Raw genomic sequence first — 18,261 nt, 5'->3', positions numbered from 1 at the left:
TAGTTTAGCGACGCCTTTTGGAGGTCGGATTTTCGGCACGCTTCGATTGCGCTATGATCTGATTCCGGCGCGCCCACGCCTCCTCCCTCCATCGGGAAGCATCGTTCATGCAGGGCAGTCCATCACCCGACCAACTGTTCGAGCGCCAGGCATAAGGAGGGGTTGCCGAGACTGCTCGCAGCAGGAGGTTTTTCGATGCGGCTTTCCGCACCCGTCTATCATCTGAAACGCCAGGCGAGACTGCTGTCCCGCCGGGAAAAAGTTCCACTCCACATGGCGCTCGACCGCGTTGCGGCCGAGGAAGGCTTTGCCAGTTGGAGCCTGCTTTCAGCCAAGGCCGCCTCGGCCGCGCCCGGCGACAAGCTGCTGGCGCGGCTGATGCCGGGCGACATGGTCCTCGTGGCGGCAAGGCCTGGCCAGGGCAAGACGCTGATGAGCCTCGAACTTGCCGTGGCGGCCATGAAGCAAGGCAATCGCGCCGTGTTCTTCACCCTGGAATATGTGCATGCCGACATCCTGGGCCGGTTCAGGGACATCGGCGCCGACCCTGCCGATTTCCGCCACCTGTTCACCTTCGACAACTCCGACGCCATCAGCGCCGCCTACATTATCGAGGCATTGCGGTCGGCGCCGCGCGGCACGCTGGCGGTCATCGACTATCTGCAGCTGCTCGACCAGAAGCGCGAAAATCCCGAACTCATGGTCCAGATACGCGCGCTGAGGTCGTTCGCCCGCGAACGCGGGCTGGTGCTGGTCTTCATCTCGCAGGTCGACAGGTCCTACGATCCCACTCTCAAACCGTTCCCGGATATCGGCGATATCCGGCTGCCGAACCCGCTCGACCTGTCGCTGTTCGACAAGACGTGTTTCCTGAACAAGGGCGAAATCCAATTCCAGGCGACTTGAGGGAGATCCGCGTGGCGGCTATCTCGGTCTCGACAGGGAGCGAGCCATGATCGAGATCGTCAAACCCGCTCTCGAACATTTGCAGTCCTACAAGGCGGCGCTCGAGCGCGGGTGGTCGCCCGACAATGTGCGGCTGCTGGAAGCAACGCGCGAGCAGCTCGCGGCGATCGACCAGGATCCGGTGGCCTTTCTCGCCAGCCTCGACGATCCCGAGGCCAAGGGGCCGCCCATCACCTTGCCCGACGGCACGACCGTGCCGCGCCTGCCCGGCTTTCGGCGCTGGATCTGGGATGGCGAGGCGGTCGGCTCTATAGGGCTGCGCTGGCAAAAAGGCACATCGGCGCTGCCGCCGCACGTGCTTGGCCATATCGGCTATGCGGTGGTGCCGTGGAGGGAGGGGCGCGGCTACGCCACCGAAGCGTTGCGGCTGATGCTGGGCGAGGCGAGGGCAGTGGGCCTGGACCATGTCGAGATCACCACGGACGTCGACAATCTTGCGTCCCAGAAGGTGATCCTCGCCAATGGCGGCATCCTTGTCGGGCGCTTCGCCAAGGTCGCCGCCTATGGTGGCGCCGAAAGCCTCAAATATCGGATCGATCTTTAAAGCAGGTCGCGGGAAGAAGGATTCACGCGACGCGCTTTAGTTCTTTGTTTTGATGCATGTCGTTGTCCCAGAACCCCTGCACACTTCTGGGCGACATGCTTTAGATCGAAGCGGTTCGGCGCTCACTCGCCGGGCCTGGCCAGCTTTCCTTCTTCCGCCTTGTGATAGAACTGGCTTGCCACGAGCCAGCCTTTAAGCGGCCTCAGCGGCGGGATGCAGGTCGCGAGAACGATCGGCACGGAGACGAAGGCGTGGAACCACATGGAGGGCTCGAAGGCCACCTGCGCCCAGACGGCGAACAGGACCGAAGGCACGCAGGCAAAGCAGATGACGAAGAAGGCGGGACCGTCGGCGGGATCGGCGAAGGAAAAGTCGAGCCCGCAGACATCGCATTTCGGAGCGAGTTTCAGGAATCCGTCGAACAGGTGGCCTTCGCCGCAGCGCGGGCAGCGGCCCCGGATTCCCACCTGCCAGGGGACCAGAGGTGGATAGTGCGCAAGGTGTTCCATGATCGTCGCTCCAATGGATCTCCCATGAGGCCGAGCTGGCCTTGAGATCGCGGGTACATACATATATCCTATTTGTATGCATACAATGCGACAAAGTGTATGGATTGGCGACAGGTGATCGGCGGAAGTGACATCAGCTGGCTTCCGGTTCTCGAGGCAGGACCGCGACCGGTCTATTTGAAGATCGTGGACGCCCTTGCGGATGCCCGTTCGAACGGCCGCTTGCAGGCCGGCGACAGGTTGCCGCCACAGCGGGAACTCGCCCGGTTGCTCGGGGTCGATCTCACGACCGTAACGCGGGCTTTTTCCGAAGCCCGACGCCGGAACCTGATCGATGCGACGGCGGGCCGCGGCACCTTCGTCACGCCCGGCGAACCGGAAGAGCCCATCCTCGATCTCAGCATGAACATTCCGCCGGCGCCGGCCGGGCTCAACCTGCCAGCCTTGATCAGGACGGGTGTCGAAGGGCTGCTCAAACGCTCGAGCGCGGAAGCGCTGCTTTCCTATCATCCCGGCCCTGGCTCGCCCGCGGAGCGCGCCGCCGGCTCGTCATGGCTCGCCGCTGCGGGGGACAGGCTGCCGGCCGACAGGGTCGTTGTCGGTTCGGGTGCGCAGGCGCTGCTCGCGGCCGTCATGCTGACGGAGACGCGCGAGGGCGACACGGTGCTTGCCGATGCGCTGACCTATCCCGGGCTGATCGCGCTGGCCGCAGCCACGCGGCGCAAGCTCGCCGCTGTTGCAAACGACGATGAAGGCATGCGGCCGGACGATCTCGAGCAGGCGGCGCGACGGCACGGCGCCCGCTTTGTCTACCTCAATCCGACGCTGCAAAATCCGACCGCGTCCGTCATGCCCGAAGGCAGGCGGCGCGAACTCGCCCGCATGGCCGCGAAGCTCGAACTGAACGTCGTCGAGGACGATCCCTACAGCCGATTACTGACGGCACCGCCGCCGGCTTTTCTGGCCCTGGCGCCGGAGCGGACTTTCCACGTCGCGACGTTGGCGAAATGCATCTCGCCCTTCCTGCGCACGGCCTTCCTGGCGGCACCTGACGAGCGCGCCGCGGAACGGATCGCGGCAGCAATCCGCGGCACCACCATGATGGCGCCGCCGCTGATGACGGGCCTTGCCTGCGAGTGGCTGCGCAGCGGCCTTGCCGGCGAGATCACCGACGCCGTGCGCGCGGAAGCGCTGGCGAGGCAAGAGATTGCCCGCACAGTCCTGCCGAAGGGGTTCGTGGCAACGCATGCGGGCCTGCACCTCTGGTATCCGCTGAAGAGCAAATTGCGCTCAGTCGAACTCGCCGACATTGCCCGCCGCCGAGGATTGGCAATCAGCCCCGCGGAAGAGTTCGCCATAGGAACGGACTTCGCCAATGGCTTCCGCCTGGCGCTGGGCGCTACCCCCAACCGCGGACGGTTGAAGGAAGGCCTTCAGAGCCTGGCTGCCATCCTTGCGGGAGCGCCGGACTCCTCACGACCGAAGGTCTGAGGCCGAAGGCGTGGCGCGGCCCCTTATTCGGCCGCCGCCGGCAGCGGCGGCGTCGCGCGGCTGCGCCATTCCCAGGCTTGCGAAGCCACAGCTACAACCACCGCCACCAGCATGGCCAGGGCGCCGGCGAGCGGCAGGCTGCGATAGCCGTAGCCGGCATTGAGCATCGCCGCGCCCAGCGACGCGGCGAGCGCAATGCCGACATTGAAGCCGGAAGGGATCAGCGAGGAAGCGAGGTTGGAGGCATCGGCCGTCCAGGCGAGGATGCGCGTCTGGATCGGCGCGCCGATGGCGAAGTTGAGACCGCCCCAGATGACAATTGTCGCGATCATCGGCACCGGATAGGGGCTGACAAGATGGACGACGCCGAGCGCCGCAGCCTGCAGGGCGAGCATGACGATCAGCGCGGGCATCAGCTTCCAGTCGGCGAGCTTGCCGCCGACCAGGACGCCGATCGTGGCGCCGACGCCGTTGAGCAAAAGCACCCACGGGATCAGGCTCTCGTCGAGGCCGGTCACTTCGAGCAGCATCGGCGTGATGTAGGTGAACAGCGTGAACTGGCCGATCATCAGCATCAGCATCAGGATCAGCGAGGTCCAGACCTGCTGGCGGCCGAGCACGCGAACTTCGCGCGCCAGCCCGGCGGGCCGGTTGGCAGCGCCCGCCGTGCGCGGCAGCAACGCCAGCATGGCGACGATCGCAACGAGGCCCAGCGCGCCCATCACCCAGAAGGTGGCCCGCCAGCCCCACAGGCTGCCGATCGCGGTGCCGGCGGGCACGCCGATGACGTTGGAAACCGTCAATCCCGAGAGAATGACCGCGACCGCCCGGCCGCGCTGGTCCTCGCGCACCAGGCTGACCGCAACCACCATGGCGACGCCGAAATAGCAGCCATGCGCCACCGCGGTCGCGATGCGCAGCAGAAGCATCGAGGTGAAATCGGGCGCCAGCGCGCAGGCCACCTGGCCCAGGGTGAAGGCGATCGTCAGCCCGATGAGCAGCGTCTTGCGCGAGACCTTGCTGGTCGCAAGCGCCAGCAGAGGGCCACCGATGGCAATACCGCAGGCATAGCCGGAGACGAGATAGCCGGCGGTCGGCACCGAAACGCCGAGTCCCTCTGCCACCTCCGGCAGCACGCCGGCGATGACAAATTCGGTGGTGCCGAAGGCGAAGGCGGCAAGGAAAAGGGCAATCAGCGGCAGCATGGTTCAAAACATATGCGAGGAATGCATGGCCTCAAACCACGCCCGGGCGGGCGCGGCAATGCAGAAATTGGCGATGGCGCTTTAGCTTTTCTTGACTGGACCGATCCGAGCCGACCTGTCGCTGCTGCTACGCTGGCGTTTTGCGCCCGTACGGGATCTTCAGCCAGGCGCGCTCATGCAGATAGTAAAGCAGCGACTTGGTGACGACTTCGGTCAGTCCAATGGTGGCCGCGAGCTTGATGCTGCCGGTGACGACGAGCGATATGATCATCGTGTCGATCGTGCCGGTGGCGCGCCATGAAAGCGCCTTGGCGAAGCTGCGCGAATGCGTGTCCATCGGCCGATCGTCCTCCCAACAGGTCCTCAGGCGATCCTTAGCCGACGGAAGCGAGGATGAGCAAAGACTAATTTTTCGATCGTCTTAGCTGGCCTTCAACCGCGAGCCACCGAGCAGGCCGCGCTCCTCGAGCACCGGATAAGCGATCGAGGCAAGCAGGGAGTTGATTTGCTTCAGATCGCGGATGGTGTCGAGGTGGATCGAGCTCGTCTCGACGCTCTTGGCCGTGCCTTCGCGCAGGCGCAGGAAATGGCTGGCGCTGGTTTCCTTCTCGCGCTCGCGCAGCAGGTCCTTCTCCAGAACCAATTGCCTGGCGGTTTCCGGATCGCGCGAGACCAGCACGTTAAAGGCAAGCCGCGCGTTGGCCAGCACCGAGGAATGGAAGGCGCAAAGCTCCTGCCAGCCTTCGGGCGTGAATTCCAGGCCGCGCTCCAGCTTCTTCCTGACATGCACCAGCATGTTGCGCACGATGATGTCGCCGACCTGCTCCAGCTTGACGCAGGCGCCGATCAGCTCCTGGCACCGCAACGCCTCGTCCTCGGTCAACGGATTCCTGGTGACCTTGGCCAGGTAGAGCTTGATCGCGGCGTGCCTCCGGTCGACGCGGTCGTCCAGCGCGGCAAGCGCCTTGATCTTGGCGGGATCGGCATCCTCGTAAAGCTCGATGATGCGCTTCAGCATGATCTCGACCGTCTCGCAGACCCGCACCACCTCGCGTGTCGCGTTGGCCAGCGCCTGACTCGGCGTGTCGAGGGCGCTCTCGTTCAGCGCGGAAAGCTCCACGACTTCGAGCGTGGCGGGGGGTTGAGGCTTGCTGCCCAGCGCCACGATCTTCTCGGAAGCGCGGTAGACGAGGCCGGCCAGCGGCAGGCCGGCCAGCAGGATCAGCACGTTGAACAGAATGTGGGCGTTGACGATCTGATCGGGTGCGCTTCTGCCGAGGAAGGCGACATCCGGCTTGAAGGTCATGACCAGGACCAGCATGATCAGCGAGCCCAGGCCGCGCATCAAAAGGTTGCCTACCGGCACGATGCGCACCTCGGGCGGCGCCGACCGCGTCAGCATCGGCGCAATCAGCGACGAGCCGAGGTTGACGCCCAGCACCAGGACGACGCCCAGTTCCGGCGTGATCAGCCCGCGACCTGCCAGCGTCGCCATCAAGAGCACCGCGGCGATGCTCGACTGAAACAGCCAGGTGACCAGCGCGGCCAACAGGTAAGTGGTGATGGAGTCGCCCGAGAAATAATTGATGATCAGCGGCATCAACTGGCTGTTGCGCAGCGGCTCCGACGCTTGGCCGATCATCTCCAGCGACAGGATCAGCAGACCGACGCCGATCAGGATGCGGCCCATCTGCCGCCAGTCGCGCCGCTCGGTGGCCATGAACATGACCGTGCCGGCGATCAGGCAGAGCGGCACCAGAAGCGTGAGGTCGAAGGTGAGCAGCTTGGCCACCAGCGCCGAACCGATCTCGGCGCCGCGCACCGCCAATTGCCCGGCGGCGCCCGAGACGATGCCGGCGCCGGCGAAGGAGCCGACCAGCAGCGTCACCGCGGTCGAGCTCTGCAACGCGACCGCCAGCCCACAGCCGGCCAGCACCGCCATGACCGGATTGCGCATGGTGGCGCGCAGCCTGTGGCGAAGCACGTCGCCATAGGCGCGCTCGACCCCTGTCTTCACCATGCGGGTGGCAAACAGCATCAGCGCCACTGCGCCGGCAAGGTGCAGGAGGACGACGGAGCCGCTCACAGCCGACCTCGCGAGTTGGCTCCGGCGATGTGGAGAGGAGTGCGATTCTTAGCCATTTCAACGCGTCGAAATATACCAATTAAGATTAGCCGAATAATAGATTTTTCTGATGCGATGATCGTCTCGGCTCGACGGCGCATGTCGGAAATGAATGGAGGAAGCATTGGTTGCATGCGCCTGGCGGCTGTGCTTCGCCTCATAGTGGCCGATGCCCGGCCGGGTGACCGGGGGCGATCCGAAGCGTTGTTGAAGCAGCTTGCGCAAGCATCGGAAACCATTACAGAATTGTAATTCTAGCGTTCAGTTTCGGTTCATCCATTGGCGGCTACTCCTGCGTCTATCGACAACAAGGAGTACCGACCATGAAGCGTCTCATACTTTCCGCCGTCACCGCCTCGATGCTGGCCGCCTCGGCCTTCTCCGGCCAGGCCGCGCCGCTCGCCCAGCCGAGCGCGCCGCAGTCGAATTACACCCAGGTCGACTGGCAGAAACCCGGCAGGCATGTCGACAAGCGTGTCGTGAAGAAGAAGGTCGTCGTGAAGCGCAGCCATTGGCGCAATGGCCAGAAATATTCCAACTGGAGGCGCCACCAGCCGATCCGCGACTGGAACCGCTACGGCCTGCGCCGCCCCGGCCCCGGCCAGGAGTGGATCCGCGTCGGCAACGACTATGTGCTGGTCAGCATCGTTTCCGGCATCATCTTCGGCGCGATCGCCGCGCACTAATCCACGACAATCCGCAAATTCGGAAGGCGGCCACCCGGCCGCCTTCTCTTCGTCTGTGAAAAGCGGGTACGATCGGTAAGCCAGAGTCGCCGCACCCGGGCGACTTGATTATATGGAGGCAAACGAGCTTTCACCCGATGCGCTTTCCGCCCGCCTTCCTCGACGAGATACGCGACCGCGTGCCGATTTCTCAGGTCATCGGCCAGCGCGTCGCATGGGACAGGAAGAAGACCAACACGTCGCGCGGCGACTATTGGGCCTGCTGCCCCTTCCACGGCGAGAAAAGTCCATCCTTTCATTGCGAGGACAAGAAAGGCCGATACCACTGCTTTGGCTGTTCGGTTTCGGGCGATCACTTCAAGTTCCTCACCGAGCTCGACGGCATGAGTTTTCCCGAGGCGGTCGAGAAGATCGCCGAGATGGCCGGCGTGCCGATGCCGGTGCGCGATGAACGGGAGGAACGGCGCGAGAAGGAACGCGCCAGCCTGACCGACGTGATGGAGATGGCGACCGTCTTCTTCCAGGAGCGGTTGCAGAGCGCCGACGGTGCCAAAGCCCGCGCCTATCTGCGCGACCGCGGGCTGACGCCGGCGACGCAGCAATCCTTCCGGCTGGGCTACGCGCCCGACAGCCGCAACGCGCTGAAGGAGCATCTCGCCGCCAAGGGTGTGCCGAAGGCTGATATCGAGGCTTGCGGCCTGGTGCGGCATGGCGACGACATTCCGGTCTCCTATGACTGGTTCCGCGACCGCATCATGTTTCCGATCCCGGATTCGCGCGGCAAGATCATCGCCTTCGGCGGACGGGCGCTGGCGCCCGATGCCTTGGCCAAATACATGAACTCGCCGGAGACCGAGCTCTTCCACAAGGGCAACGTGCTCTACAATTTCGCCCGCGCCCGCAAGGCCTTGGCAAAAGGCGGAACGGTGATCGCGGTCGAAGGCTATATGGACGTGATCGCGCTGGCGCAGGCCGGCTTCGAGAACGCCGTGGCGCCGCTCGGCACCGCGCTCACGGAAAACCAACTGGAGCTTCTGTGGCGTATGGCGCCGGAACCGGTGCTGTGCTTCGATGGCGACCAGGCCGGACTGAAAGCGGCATGGCGGGCCGCCGACTTGGCACTGCCTTCGGTCCAGCCGGAACGTCGCGTGCGCTTTGCATTGCTGCCCGACGGCAAGGACCCAGATGATCTGGTCAAGGCCGATGGGCCGGATGCGTTCCGCGCCGTGCTTTCGGAGGCGCGGCCGCTTGTCGATCTTTTGTGGATGCGCGAGACGGCCGGTGGTGTTTTCGACACGCCGGAGCGGCGCGCTGGGCTGGAAAAGACGGTGGGAGAACTCGCCAGCCGTATCCGCGACGAAAGCACACGCTATCAATATCAGCAGGAGATGCGTGAGCGGGTGCGGAGCTTCTTCGGCTCGCAACGCGCGGTGCGGCAGGGCCACGGCGGACGCTCCGAAGGCCGGCCGGGCGAGCGCGGCAGGGGTTCGGCGCCAGGCGGGGTGTTTGGCCGAGGCGTTGCCGGCGGGCGCGCCGCGATCACCGAGAGCCTGGGTCGCTCGGCGCTGGTCAAGCGCACGGGCGAAGCCATGTCGGTGCGCGAGGCGACGATCATCGTGGCCCTCGTCAACCATCCGGCGCTGATCGACGAGAATTTCGCCCATGTCGAATTCCTCGACCTCGCCAATTCGGATCTGCGCAAGCTGCACGCGGCCATTCTCGACGCCATGGCTCATGACGCGGCCGACGAGCGCGGCGCGGTCATCGCCACCATCGAGCGCGCCGGCTGCGGCGGCATCTGGGAGCGGGCTGTGGAACTGATCAAGCGGGCGCGGCAATGGCCGGCGCTCGAGACCGCGGCGCTCGATGACGCCCGCGACGCCTTCAACCAGGCGATGCACTTGCAGCGTAGCGCCCGCACATTACATAGAGAGCTGAAACAGGCGCAGGCGGCGCTCGATGCAGACCCTTCGGACGAAAACTTCCGGCATCTCGTCGAGATTCAAGCGCAATTCAACGATGTGCAGGCGACGGAAGCGCTGATCGAAGGGTTCGGCGTTTCATCGGGCAGGGTTGGCCGCGTTTAGGCCCAACACCACCCATTGAAGTGAAGTGGAAATGAGCAGCGCGTCGAATCGACGCCTCTAAGTCGGGTAATTGATTCGCTTTTTTCATGCGAATCATGCCAGAGGCGCTTGACCTTCTGGCAGATTGGCGGAATCAGGACGATTCGAAACGTTAACCGTGCCCCGGCGTCGGCGGGAAATTTGAGCGATGTGAGGTACTGGTGATGGCTGGACAGGCAAAGTGCCTGCTCCAGATATCACGGTTAAGCTGGACTTAATGCATGTCGCCCAAAAGTGGAAAGCCGGTTTTGGGCGACATGCACAAACAAAAAGAGATGACGCGGTTGCCGGACCGGTAGAAAGCGTTCCGGCGCATATCCGGCAAACCGGTCCGACAGTTTACGCGGCCTCGATAGCGGCCGCTTGGAGACGACAAAGAATGGCGACAAAGGAAAAGGAAGAGGTCGAGACCGAACGCGAAGGCGCCACCGATGGCCCTCTGCTCGACCTTTCCGACGATGCTGTCAAGAAGATGATCAAAGCCGCGAAGAAACGCGGCTATGTCACGCTCGACGAACTCAATGCGGTGCTGCCCTCGGAAGAGACCGATCCGGACCGCATCGAAGACATCAATGCGATGCTCAACGACATGGGCATCAATGTCGTCGAGGACGACGAGCAGGGTGAAGAGAGCGAAGGCGAAGCGGCGGCCGACAGCGAGGAAGACGCCAACGAGCTTGCCGAACAGACCGGCACCGCCGTCGCGGCCACGACCACCAAGAAAGAGCCGACCGACCGCACCGACGACCCGGTGCGCATGTATCTGCGCGAGATGGGCTCGGTCGAGCTTCTGTCGCGCGAGGGCGAAATCGCCATCGCCAAGCGCATCGAGGCCGGCCGCGAGACCATGATTGCCGGCCTGTGCGAAAGCCCGCTGACCTTCCAGGCCATCATCATCTGGCGCGACGAGCTCAACGAATCGAAGATCCTGCTGCGCGAGATCATCGACCTCGAGGCGACCTATGCCGGTCCCGAGGCCAAGCAGGCGCCGGTGGTCGAACGCGTCGAGGAAGCGCCGTCCAAGCCCGAAGAGAAGCCACGCGGCCGCGCGGCGGCACGCGAGGAAGAAGACGACATCACCAATGTCGGCGGCGACACGCGCGGGCTTGAGGAAGAGGACGACGACGAGGACGAGGCAAGCCTGTCGCTCGCCGCGATGGAAGCGGAACTTCGTCCGCAGGTGATGGAGACACTCGACGTCATCGCCGACACCTACAAGAAGCTCCGCAAGCTGCAGGACCAGCAGGTCGAGAATCGCCTGGCCGCGGCCGGCACTCTCTCGCCCAGCCAGGACCGGAGGCTCAAGGAGCTGAAGGACCAGCTGATCAAGGCGGTGAAGTCGCTGTCGCTCAACGCCGCACGCATCGAAGCGCTGGTGGAGCAGCTCTACGACATCAACAAGCGCCTGGTGCAGAACGAGGGCAAGCTTCTGCGGCTGGCCGAGAGCTATGGCGTGCGCCGCGAGGAATTCCTCAAGGAATATCAGGGCTCCGAGCTCGACCCGAACTGGACCCGCTCGATCGCGAATCTCACCTCGCGCGGCTGGAAGGAATTCACCAAGAACGAGAAGGACACGATCAAGGAGCTGCGCGCCGAGATCCAGAATCTTGCCACCGAAACGGCGATCTCGATCCAGGAATTCCGCAAGATCGTCAACCAGGTGCAGAAAGGCGAGCGCGAGGCCGCGATCGCCAAGAAGGAGATGGTCGAGGCGAACCTGCGCCTCGTCATCTCCATCGCCAAGAAATACACCAATCGCGGCCTGCAGTTCCTGGATCTCATCCAGGAAGGCAATATCGGCCTGATGAAGGCGGTCGACAAATTCGAGTACCGTCGCGGCTACAAGTTCTCGACCTACGCGACCTGGTGGATCCGGCAGGCCATCACCCGCTCGATCGCCGACCAGGCGCGCACCATCCGTATTCCGGTGCACATGATCGAGACGATCAACAAGATCGTGCGCACCTCGCGCCAGATGCTGCACGAGATCGGCCGCGAGCCGACGCCTGAGGAACTGGCCGAGAAGCTCGCCATGCCGCTGGAAAAGGTGCGCAAGGTCCTGAAGATCGCCAAGGAGCCGATCTCGCTCGAAACCCCCGTGGGCGACGAGGAGGATTCGCATCTCGGAGACTTCATCGAGGACAAGATGGCGATCCTGCCCATCGACGCGGCGATCCAGGCCAATCTGCGCGAGACGACGACGCGCGTGCTGGCCTCGCTGACGCCGCGCGAGGAACGTGTTCTCAGAATGCGTTTCGGCATCGGCATGAACACCGACCACACGCTGGAAGAGGTCGGCCAGCAGTTCTCGGTCACCCGCGAACGCATCCGCCAGATCGAGGCGAAGGCGCTGCGCAAGCTCAAGCATCCGAGCCGGTCGCGTAAGCTCAGAAGCTTCCTCGACAGCTGAGCGGAACGCAATCATACGAAGATCGAAAGGGCGCCTCGGCGCCCTTTTTCGTTCCCGGTTGCTCTCTTCCCGTCTTGCCGGGTTTGCTGGACAGGACGATAATTCTGCGGTCGGATGCATTTGTGGGCGACAAGCCGGATGCCCGCCCCGGCGCCGGTCGTAACGGCGCCGCGCTCCGTGGCCTCCGGTGGGAGGTGTGCCATGACAACCTACATCGTGCTTATCAACTGGACCGAGCTGGGCGCCAGGAATGTGCGGGACTCGCCGAAACGGCTCGATGCCGCCAAGAAGCTGCTGGGCGAAATGGGCGGCTCGTTCAAGTCGTTCTATCTGACTATGGGCGAATGCGACATGGTCGCCATCGTCGAAGCCCCGGACGATGCGGTGCTCGCCCGTTTCGCGCTGATGTTGTCGTCGGGCGGCAACGTCAAGACACGGACGATGAAGGCGTTCCCAGAATTCGCCTATCGCGAGATCATCAGTTCGCTTGGATGAAGCGAAAGGACAGCCTTGCCGATCGGTCACATTGCGGCGCCGAGCCTAGAGACGGATGATTTCAGGTCGAACGACCTGAAATCTGAATCCGTCTCTAATCTAAGGAATAGAGCATGATGTCGTCCGAAAACCGCATCACACTTTTCGGCATCATGCTCTATCGCCGATAGTCGTTCCATGTCCGAGCCTTTGCTGACCGTCTGGTACAACACCCGCTGTCCGGTGTGCGACGCCGGCATCAGCCGCCAGAAGCGGCGGCTGATCGAGGCGGTCAAGGCTGGCCGCATCGAATTCCGCGACATCAATTTCGAACCTGAAGCGCTTTCGGCTTTCGGCGCTTCCCTCGACGATATCCGCCGGCGCCTGCATGCCACCGATGCCGAAGGACGGCTGCTGGTCGGCGCCGATGTGGCGATCGCGGTCTGGCGGCTCACGCCGGGCGAGGGGTGGCTGGCGAGCTTGTTCGGCAATGTGATCGCGGTGCCTTTCACGCGCGTCGCCTATGACCGTTTCGCCGACCTCCTCTACGCCTGGAACCGGCGCAAGGGCCGCTGGTAGGCCGCAGCACCCCCACCAAAACGACAGCAGCCGCCGATGCCTTGGCAGTACCTGCGATACATCGTAAGATATATCTTGACTCAATGAGAAGCGGACCTTACTTACGATGTATCGTAAGATATAACTCAAGGAGCAATCCATGCACAGACACGAGCATTTCGGGCACAATCATTTCGGCGAGCGCATGTTCATGCGCATGGCCGGCAAATTTGGTGGCAGAGGGGGCGGCGGCTTCGGTCCGTTCGGCGGCAGGGGCGGCGGCCGTGGCGGCCCGGGCGACATGTTCCGCGCCGGGCGCATGCTGGCCGACGGCGATCTCAAGCTGATCACGCTGTCGCTTCTGGCCGACGCGCCGCGCCATGGCTACGATATCATCAAGGCGCTGGAAGAGCGCACCAGCGGCATCTACAGCCCGAGCCCGGGCGTGGTCTATCCGACGCTGACCTTCCTGGAGGAGGCGGGCTATGCGGTGTCGTCCAGCGAGGGCAACAAGAAGGTGTTTTCGATCACCGAGGCCGGCAGGGCGCATCTCGAGGAGAACCGCGAGATGATCGACAGCGTGCTCGATCATCTCGAGCGCTTCGGCCGCAAGATGGCCGCGGCGCGCGAATGGTTCGGCTGGGGCGACGACAGGGACGAGGGGCGCCGCGGCCGGTCTGAAACGCGCGACCGGTTCCGCACGCTGCGCCACCGGCTGCGCGCCGCGCTCGGCGACATCGCCGACGCGCCGGAAGACAAGCAGGCCGAGGCGATCAGCATCCTGGAAGACGCCGCCGAGGCGATCGAGGCGCTGTCGCGCCGCTAAGTCATTTCACGAGGAAAGCCAAAAAAGCCCGGAGCGATCCGGGCTTTTTGCATTCAGTCGGCGATCTGCAGGGCAGGGACTATTCCTTGCCGACATATTCGCTGATCAGCTTCTCATTACGCGCCTTCTCGATCTTGGCTGTGGTCTCGGCCGCGATCCGCTCGTCGGTGCGGTACTTGACAAGGTTCACCAGGCTGCCGGTGAGCAGGAGCACGCCCATCGCCCAATAGCCCTTGGTCGAGAGGTCGACCGGGGCCAGCCACAGCGATAGGCCGAGCATGAAATAGGCGGCGCCCACCGACACGGTGTTGAACAGGATATAGGTCTGATTGCCGTTCATCGTATTGCTCCTTGGATTTGGTCTGTTTCGGGTTTTGATCTGATTTCGAGAGGCGGGTTCAGTTCAGGGATTTGAGGCGCGCCAGGACATCCTCGGCCCGCACCTTGGTGGCCGGTCCATGGCCCGCTTCGGCGAGACGCTCACGGATCGCCTCGTGGCGCAATTCGCCGTCGATCTCGTCGAGGATGCCGGCCTCCTCGAACGGGTCGCTGCTTTCCCTGATGCGGGCGAGCAGTTCCTCCGCTTCATTGATGCTCGCGGTGCGGCCGATCGAGCGGTTGAGGCGCGACTGCGCCTTGCGTTCGGCATCGATCGCCCGGGCCGAGATCATGCCCTGGTTGAGGCCGACGATGCGGCGGTGCGCCCGTTCGACCGAGAGGCGCATCCGCAAGGTCTTCTCGCCCAGGCTCTTCACGGTGGCGCGGCGAACCTCGCGCTCGTTCTCAAGTTCGGCGATCGCGGAAGCGCCGCCTTCGGCAAGAGCCTGGTTGTTGGCCGAGAGCGCGCTCAGCGTACGGGTTTCCAGATCGGCGATGCGGCGGTCGAGCTGGTCGAGGCTGGTCTGCTCGGCACGCTGGCGCACGATCAGTGAGGCGAGCGTCTGCTTCGCGGCGGCGAGGCTCGCCTCCGCATCACGGATGCGCTGCGCCAGAAGGTCGATGGCAAAGCGATCCGTCAGATTTTCTTCGGCCCGGGCGCTGGCGCCGTCCAGCAATGTCTTGATCAGGCTAAGCATTGAGTCTTCTCCCTGTTGCTGTGAACGATGTTCACGAAGCCAACATAACAGGAAATGAACAATGTTCAAGGCATATTTTGAACGCTGTTCATGCGGCGTCGGGCATGGTAAACGCAGGCAAATGGAATGAGTCCGGACCGGCCGACCGGAGCGGAGAAGACGGGAAAGAGCATGGCGCTAGACAAGGAAGAGATGAGCGAAAAAGTGCTCGCCATTGCCGAGGCGCTGCTCAATGAGGGCGGGGCCGAGAACCTGAAAGCACGTACCATCGCCGAGCAGGCCGGCATTTCGGTCGGATCGGTCTACAACCTGTTCGCCGATCTCGACGAGGTGCATCGCGCCGTCAACATGCGGCTGCTCGACCGGCTCGGCGCGACAGGCCTGGCGGCCATGGCCGATCTCGAAAGGCAAGGGGTGACCGACGTCCAGCACCGCATCCTGGCGATGGCGGCGGCCTATGTGCGCTTCGTCGAGGCGCATCCCGGCAGCTGGCCGGCTGTGCTTGCCTTCAACCGCCGCCGCGCGATGCGGCCCGGCCCCGATGCCTATGACGCGCTGCTGGACGAATTGTTCGATATCGTCGCCGGCGTGCTCAAGGCGGGCGACTTCGGCCTCGATGACAAGCGCCGCGCGCTTGCGGCCCGGACCTTGTGGTCAAGCGTGCATGGCATCGTGACCAGCGGCTATGTGGCGAATTCGGACAGCCGGCAGGCCGACGAAATCTGGCATCAGATCGAGCTTCTGGTCGGCGTCTTCGTCAAAGGGCTGGAACACGGCGGCGCATTCGCGCATGCTGAGACAAAGTCGGAATGAACAGCGCCGTAAAGCTTCCGGCGCTCGCGTGAAACGGAGTTTTGAAAAATGTCTTTTCTGAAAAAGCTTTTCGGCGGCGGCGGTGGCGAGGCTACTGAGACCGGCTCCGCCAAGCCAGCCAAGCAGGTCGAGCACAAGGGCTTCCTGATCAGCGCGACGCCCTACAAGGCCGACGGCCAGTACCAGACCTGCGGCGTCGTCTCCAAGGAAGTCGACGGCGTGCTGAAAGAGCACCGCTTCATCCGCGCCGACCGTTTCGCCGGGCTGGACGACGCCGTCGACATCTCGATCAAGAAGGGCATCCAGCTCGTCGACGAGCAGGGCGAGAAGATGTTCGGCTAGAGCATTTCACCGTTTCACGGAACGGTGAAATGCTCTATCTCCTTGTTTTTACGCAATTCCGAGCGGAAAACCGCTCACACTTGGAATTGCTCCAGCTGTCGCGGCGGCTCTTTGCTTTGTCGTGCCGCTCAGAACGCAACTTTGTCGCCGCCCTTGAGCTGCAGGATCTGCCGCGCCTCGTCGGGCGTGGCGATCGAGGCGCCGAGGCCTTCGATGATCTGACGCACCTTGGTCACCTGTTCGGCGCTGGAGCGGGCGAGCTTGCCTTTGCCGATCCATAGCGAATCCTCCAGGCCGACCCGCACATTGCCGCCGAGCGCGATCGCCTGCGTGGCGATCGGCAATTGATGGCGGCCGGCGCCCAGCACCGACCAGTGGTAGTCGTTGCCGAACAGGCGGTCGGCCGTGCGCTTCATGTGGGCGACATCTTCCGGATGCGTGCCGATGCCGCCCAGGATGCCGAACACGCTCTGGACGAAGAAGGGCGCCTTCACCAGGCCGCGCTCGACGAAATGCGCCAGCGTGTAGAGATGGCCGATGTCGTAGCACTCGATCTCGAAACGCGTGCCGTTGTCGGCGCAGGTGCGCAAGATGTGCTCGATGTCGCCGAAGGTGTTGCGGAAGATGCGGTCGCGCGAGGATTCGAGATAGGGCCGCTCCCAGTCATGCTCGAAGGTCTTGAAGCGTTCCAGCATCGGGAACAGCGCGAAGTTCATCGAGCCCATGTTGAGCGACGCGACTTCCGGAGCGAACACTTTCGCCGGCCGGACGCGCTCCTCCACGCTCATCGTCGCGGCGCCCCCGGTGGTGATGTTGACGACGCAGTTGGAGCGCTGCTTGATGACCTGCAGGAAAGGCGCGAAGGCCTCGGTCGACTGGTCGGGGCGCCCGTCGACCGGATTGCGGGCGTGAAGGTGGACGATCGCGGCACCCGCTTCGGCCGCCTCGATCGCTGCGGTGGCGATCTCTTCGGCCGTCACCGGCAGATGCGGCGACATCGATGGTGTGTGGATCGAGCCGGTTACGGCGCAGGTGATGATGATCTTGTTCTGGTTTGCCACTTACGATCCTCGATCTCTTCGTTGTTTCGACCGCCTATTTGACCGCGCCTTGCGTGATGCCGGAAATGAACTGCTTAGACAGCACGATGTAGAGCAAGGTAATCGGCAACGCCGCCAGTGTCAGCCCGGTGAACAGCACCCCCCAGTCGGTGGTGAATTCGCCGACGAACACGGTCAGCCCCTGCGGCAGTGTCTTCAAATTGTCGGAGGTGATCAGCACCAGCGGGAAGAAAAAATCGTTCCAGATCGGCACCGCGTTCTGGATCGCCACGATGACGGGCGTCGGCCGGGCGCGAGACGCAAAAGAGGCAGGCGCTGGCGGGCGCCTGCCTCTTTCATTCCTGCCAACGGTAGTCAGGCTGCGATGCCAACCTGGCCAGCCGTGGCGGCAGCGATCGCGTCGACCTTGGCGGTGGCCTTGGCAAGGGCCGTCGCGACGGCGTCAGCGCCCATGCCGACGCCCTCGACGCGGATGACTTCGACATCGGTCATGCCGAGGAAGCCGAGCACGCTGCGCAGATAGGGAACCGCATGGTCCATCTGCACCGCGGCGCCTTCCGAATAGATGCCGCCGGAAGCGAGCACGATGTAGACCTTCTTGCCGCTGACGAGGCCCTTCGGACCGTTCTCGCCGTAAGCAAAGGTCTTGCCCGAGCGGGCGACGTGGTCGACCCAGGACTTCAACGTCGAGGAGATGTTGAAGTTGATGAAACCGGTGGCGAGGATCACGGTGTCGGCGGCGAAAAGCTCGTCGAGCACGGCGTCGGAAACGCCCACGACTTCGGCCTGACGCGGCGTGCGGGCTTCGGCCGGCGTGTAGATGCCGGTGGCGTAATCAGGGTCGATATGCGGCAGCGGGTTGGCGACGAGATCGCGCACGACAAGCGTGTTCGACGGATCGGCGGCAACGAGCTTCCTGGCAAGATCGGTGGCGATGCGGGTCGAGTGCGAAGCGGCGCCGCGCGGGCTGGAGGTAACGAGAAGAATAGACATGGCGGTGTCCCCTTGGGGTTGGTGAAAACTTTCCACCGCTATATGGGATTGCCACT

Annotated in this window: 20 protein-coding genes; 11 read left to right on the top strand and 9 right to left on the bottom strand. The window is 63.7% G+C overall.

Annotated features, from left to right (window positions below; translation table 11 throughout):
- The first annotated feature begins 195 nt into the window (after positions 1–195).
- Both MJ8_RS24805 and MJ8_RS24800 read left to right on the top strand, forming a co-directional pair.
- On the top strand, positions 196–906 hold the full coding sequence (locus MJ8_RS24805) for a DNA helicase (protein ID WP_201411298.1): 711 nt from the start codon (positions 196–198) through the stop codon (positions 904–906).
- Positions 907–952: 46 nt separating this feature from the next.
- The gene (locus MJ8_RS24800) at positions 953–1,510 is read left to right on the top strand and encodes a GNAT family N-acetyltransferase (RefSeq protein ID WP_201411297.1); all 558 of its coding nucleotides are present in this window, start codon (positions 953–955) and stop codon (positions 1,508–1,510) included.
- A gap of 122 nt (positions 1,511–1,632) precedes the next feature.
- On the opposite strand, the gene MJ8_RS24795 is transcribed toward MJ8_RS24800, so the two are convergent.
- Positions 1,633–2,019, bottom strand: a complete 387-nt coding sequence (locus tag MJ8_RS24795) for a DUF983 domain-containing protein (RefSeq protein ID WP_201411296.1) — start codon at positions 2,017–2,019, stop codon at positions 1,633–1,635.
- 186 nt (positions 2,020–2,205) lie between these two features.
- Here MJ8_RS24795 and MJ8_RS24790 point away from each other — a divergent pair, with 186 nt between their 5' ends.
- A complete protein-coding gene (locus MJ8_RS24790; protein ID WP_201411295.1) occupies positions 2,206–3,510 on the top strand; it encodes a PLP-dependent aminotransferase family protein in 1,305 nt (434 codons plus the stop codon).
- A gap of 23 nt (positions 3,511–3,533) precedes the next feature.
- Here the strand turns inward: MJ8_RS24790 and MJ8_RS24785 are convergent, their stop codons facing one another.
- The 3 genes from MJ8_RS24785 to MJ8_RS24775 all read right to left on the bottom strand — a co-directional run bounded on the left by MJ8_RS24785 (position 3,534) and on the right by MJ8_RS24775 (position 6,801).
- Complete coding sequence (locus MJ8_RS24785) at positions 3,534–4,715, bottom strand: MFS transporter (protein WP_201411294.1); 1,182 nt, start codon at positions 4,713–4,715, stop codon at positions 3,534–3,536.
- Between the two features lie 127 nt (positions 4,716–4,842).
- Positions 4,843–5,052: a DUF2061 domain-containing protein gene (locus MJ8_RS24780; RefSeq protein WP_040989497.1), complete on the bottom strand. Its 210-nt coding sequence runs from the start codon at positions 5,050–5,052 to the stop codon at positions 4,843–4,845.
- 84 nt (positions 5,053–5,136) lie between these two features.
- Positions 5,137–6,801, bottom strand: a complete 1,665-nt coding sequence (locus MJ8_RS24775; protein ID WP_201411293.1) for a Na/Pi cotransporter family protein — start codon at positions 6,799–6,801, stop codon at positions 5,137–5,139.
- Between the two features lie 362 nt (positions 6,802–7,163).
- On the opposite strand from MJ8_RS24775, the gene MJ8_RS24770 reads away from it, so the two are divergent.
- The 6 genes from MJ8_RS24770 (at position 7,164) to MJ8_RS24745 (ending at position 13,920) form a co-directional block, all read left to right on the top strand.
- Positions 7,164–7,526 (top strand): RcnB family protein, encoded by a 363-nt coding sequence (locus tag MJ8_RS24770; RefSeq protein ID WP_201411292.1) that lies wholly within the window; start codon positions 7,164–7,166, stop codon positions 7,524–7,526.
- 137 nt (positions 7,527–7,663) lie between these two features.
- Positions 7,664–9,613 (top strand): DNA primase, encoded by a 1,950-nt coding sequence (dnaG, locus tag MJ8_RS24765; RefSeq protein ID WP_201411291.1) that lies wholly within the window; start codon positions 7,664–7,666, stop codon positions 9,611–9,613.
- Between the two features lie 418 nt (positions 9,614–10,031).
- Positions 10,032–12,062, top strand: a complete 2,031-nt coding sequence (gene rpoD / locus MJ8_RS24760) for an RNA polymerase sigma factor RpoD (RefSeq protein ID WP_201411290.1) — start codon at positions 10,032–10,034, stop codon at positions 12,060–12,062.
- 201 nt (positions 12,063–12,263) lie between these two features.
- Positions 12,264–12,557 (top strand): GYD domain-containing protein, encoded by a 294-nt coding sequence (locus MJ8_RS24755; protein ID WP_201411289.1) that lies wholly within the window; start codon positions 12,264–12,266, stop codon positions 12,555–12,557.
- A 177-nt stretch (positions 12,558–12,734) separates the two neighbouring features.
- Positions 12,735–13,115 (top strand): thiol-disulfide oxidoreductase DCC family protein, encoded by a 381-nt coding sequence (locus tag MJ8_RS24750; RefSeq protein WP_225248037.1) that lies wholly within the window; start codon positions 12,735–12,737, stop codon positions 13,113–13,115.
- Positions 13,116–13,254: 139 nt separating this feature from the next.
- The gene (locus MJ8_RS24745; protein WP_201411288.1) at positions 13,255–13,920 is read left to right on the top strand and encodes a PadR family transcriptional regulator; all 666 of its coding nucleotides are present in this window, start codon (positions 13,255–13,257) and stop codon (positions 13,918–13,920) included.
- A gap of 79 nt (positions 13,921–13,999) precedes the next feature.
- Here the strand turns inward: MJ8_RS24745 and MJ8_RS24740 are convergent, their stop codons facing one another.
- Positions 14,000–14,260, bottom strand: a complete 261-nt coding sequence (locus tag MJ8_RS24740; RefSeq protein ID WP_040996673.1) for a YiaA/YiaB family inner membrane protein — start codon at positions 14,258–14,260, stop codon at positions 14,000–14,002.
- A 58-nt stretch (positions 14,261–14,318) separates the two neighbouring features.
- Entirely contained in the window at positions 14,319–14,996 is a 678-nt protein-coding gene (locus MJ8_RS24735; RefSeq protein ID WP_201411287.1) for a PspA/IM30 family protein, read from the bottom strand.
- Between the two features lie 126 nt (positions 14,997–15,122).
- Here MJ8_RS24735 and MJ8_RS24730 point away from each other — a divergent pair, with 126 nt between their 5' ends.
- Positions 15,123–15,809, top strand: coding sequence for a TetR/AcrR family transcriptional regulator (locus MJ8_RS24730; RefSeq protein ID WP_225248036.1), 687 nt, complete (start codon positions 15,123–15,125; stop codon positions 15,807–15,809).
- Positions 15,810–15,857: 48 nt separating this feature from the next.
- Entirely contained in the window at positions 15,858–16,151 is a 294-nt protein-coding gene (locus MJ8_RS24725; RefSeq protein WP_201411286.1) for an HlyU family transcriptional regulator, read from the top strand.
- A 128-nt stretch (positions 16,152–16,279) separates the two neighbouring features.
- On the opposite strand, the gene MJ8_RS24720 is transcribed toward MJ8_RS24725, so the two are convergent.
- The 3 genes from MJ8_RS24720 to MJ8_RS24710 all read right to left on the bottom strand — a co-directional run bounded on the left by MJ8_RS24720 (position 16,280) and on the right by MJ8_RS24710 (position 18,205).
- A complete protein-coding gene (locus tag MJ8_RS24720) occupies positions 16,280–17,212 on the bottom strand; it encodes a 3-keto-5-aminohexanoate cleavage protein (protein WP_040989481.1) in 933 nt (310 codons plus the stop codon).
- A gap of 34 nt (positions 17,213–17,246) precedes the next feature.
- Complete coding sequence (locus tag MJ8_RS24715) at positions 17,247–17,483, bottom strand: hypothetical protein (RefSeq protein ID WP_225248035.1); 237 nt, start codon at positions 17,481–17,483, stop codon at positions 17,247–17,249.
- Positions 17,484–17,566: 83 nt separating this feature from the next.
- Positions 17,567–18,205 carry an FMN-dependent NADH-azoreductase gene (locus tag MJ8_RS24710; RefSeq protein WP_201411285.1) on the bottom strand — a complete coding sequence of 213 codons (639 nt, stop codon included), beginning with the start codon at positions 18,203–18,205 and terminating at the stop codon, positions 17,567–17,569.
- Positions 18,206–18,261 lie beyond the last annotated feature (56 nt).

Origin of the sequence: Mesorhizobium sp. J8 (assembly GCF_016591715.1) — a bacterium.
Lineage (GTDB): Bacteria > Pseudomonadota > Alphaproteobacteria > Rhizobiales > Rhizobiaceae > Mesorhizobium.
This window is presented reverse-complemented; position numbering and strand designations above follow the sequence as displayed.

Coding starts and splice junctions, on each gene's coding strand:
- MJ8_RS24805 (WP_201411298.1), top strand. CDS start 196: ATGCGGCTTTCCGCACCCGTCTATCATCTGAAACGCCAGGCGAGACTG.
- MJ8_RS24800 (WP_201411297.1), top strand. CDS start 953: ATGATCGAGATCGTCAAACCCGCTCTCGAACATTTGCAGTCCTACAAG.
- MJ8_RS24795 (WP_201411296.1), bottom strand. CDS start 2,019: ATGGAACACCTTGCGCACTATCCACCTCTGGTCCCCTGGCAGGTGGGA.
- MJ8_RS24785 (WP_201411294.1), bottom strand. CDS start 4,715: ATGCTGCCGCTGATTGCCCTTTTCCTTGCCGCCTTCGCCTTCGGCACC.
- MJ8_RS24780 (WP_040989497.1), bottom strand. CDS start 5,052: ATGGACACGCATTCGCGCAGCTTCGCCAAGGCGCTTTCATGGCGCGCC.
- MJ8_RS24770 (WP_201411292.1), top strand. CDS start 7,164: ATGAAGCGTCTCATACTTTCCGCCGTCACCGCCTCGATGCTGGCCGCC.
- dnaG (WP_201411291.1), top strand. CDS start 7,664: ATGCGCTTTCCGCCCGCCTTCCTCGACGAGATACGCGACCGCGTGCCG.
- rpoD (WP_201411290.1), top strand. CDS start 10,032: ATGGCGACAAAGGAAAAGGAAGAGGTCGAGACCGAACGCGAAGGCGCC.
- MJ8_RS24755 (WP_201411289.1), top strand. CDS start 12,264: ATGACAACCTACATCGTGCTTATCAACTGGACCGAGCTGGGCGCCAGG.
- MJ8_RS24750 (WP_225248037.1), top strand. CDS start 12,735: ATGTCCGAGCCTTTGCTGACCGTCTGGTACAACACCCGCTGTCCGGTG.
- MJ8_RS24745 (WP_201411288.1), top strand. CDS start 13,255: ATGCACAGACACGAGCATTTCGGGCACAATCATTTCGGCGAGCGCATG.
- MJ8_RS24740 (WP_040996673.1), bottom strand. CDS start 14,260: ATGAACGGCAATCAGACCTATATCCTGTTCAACACCGTGTCGGTGGGC.
- MJ8_RS24735 (WP_201411287.1), bottom strand. CDS start 14,996: ATGCTTAGCCTGATCAAGACATTGCTGGACGGCGCCAGCGCCCGGGCC.
- MJ8_RS24730 (WP_225248036.1), top strand. CDS start 15,123: ATGAGTCCGGACCGGCCGACCGGAGCGGAGAAGACGGGAAAGAGCATG.
- MJ8_RS24725 (WP_201411286.1), top strand. CDS start 15,858: ATGTCTTTTCTGAAAAAGCTTTTCGGCGGCGGCGGTGGCGAGGCTACT.
- MJ8_RS24710 (WP_201411285.1), bottom strand. CDS start 18,205: ATGTCTATTCTTCTCGTTACCTCCAGCCCGCGCGGCGCCGCTTCGCAC.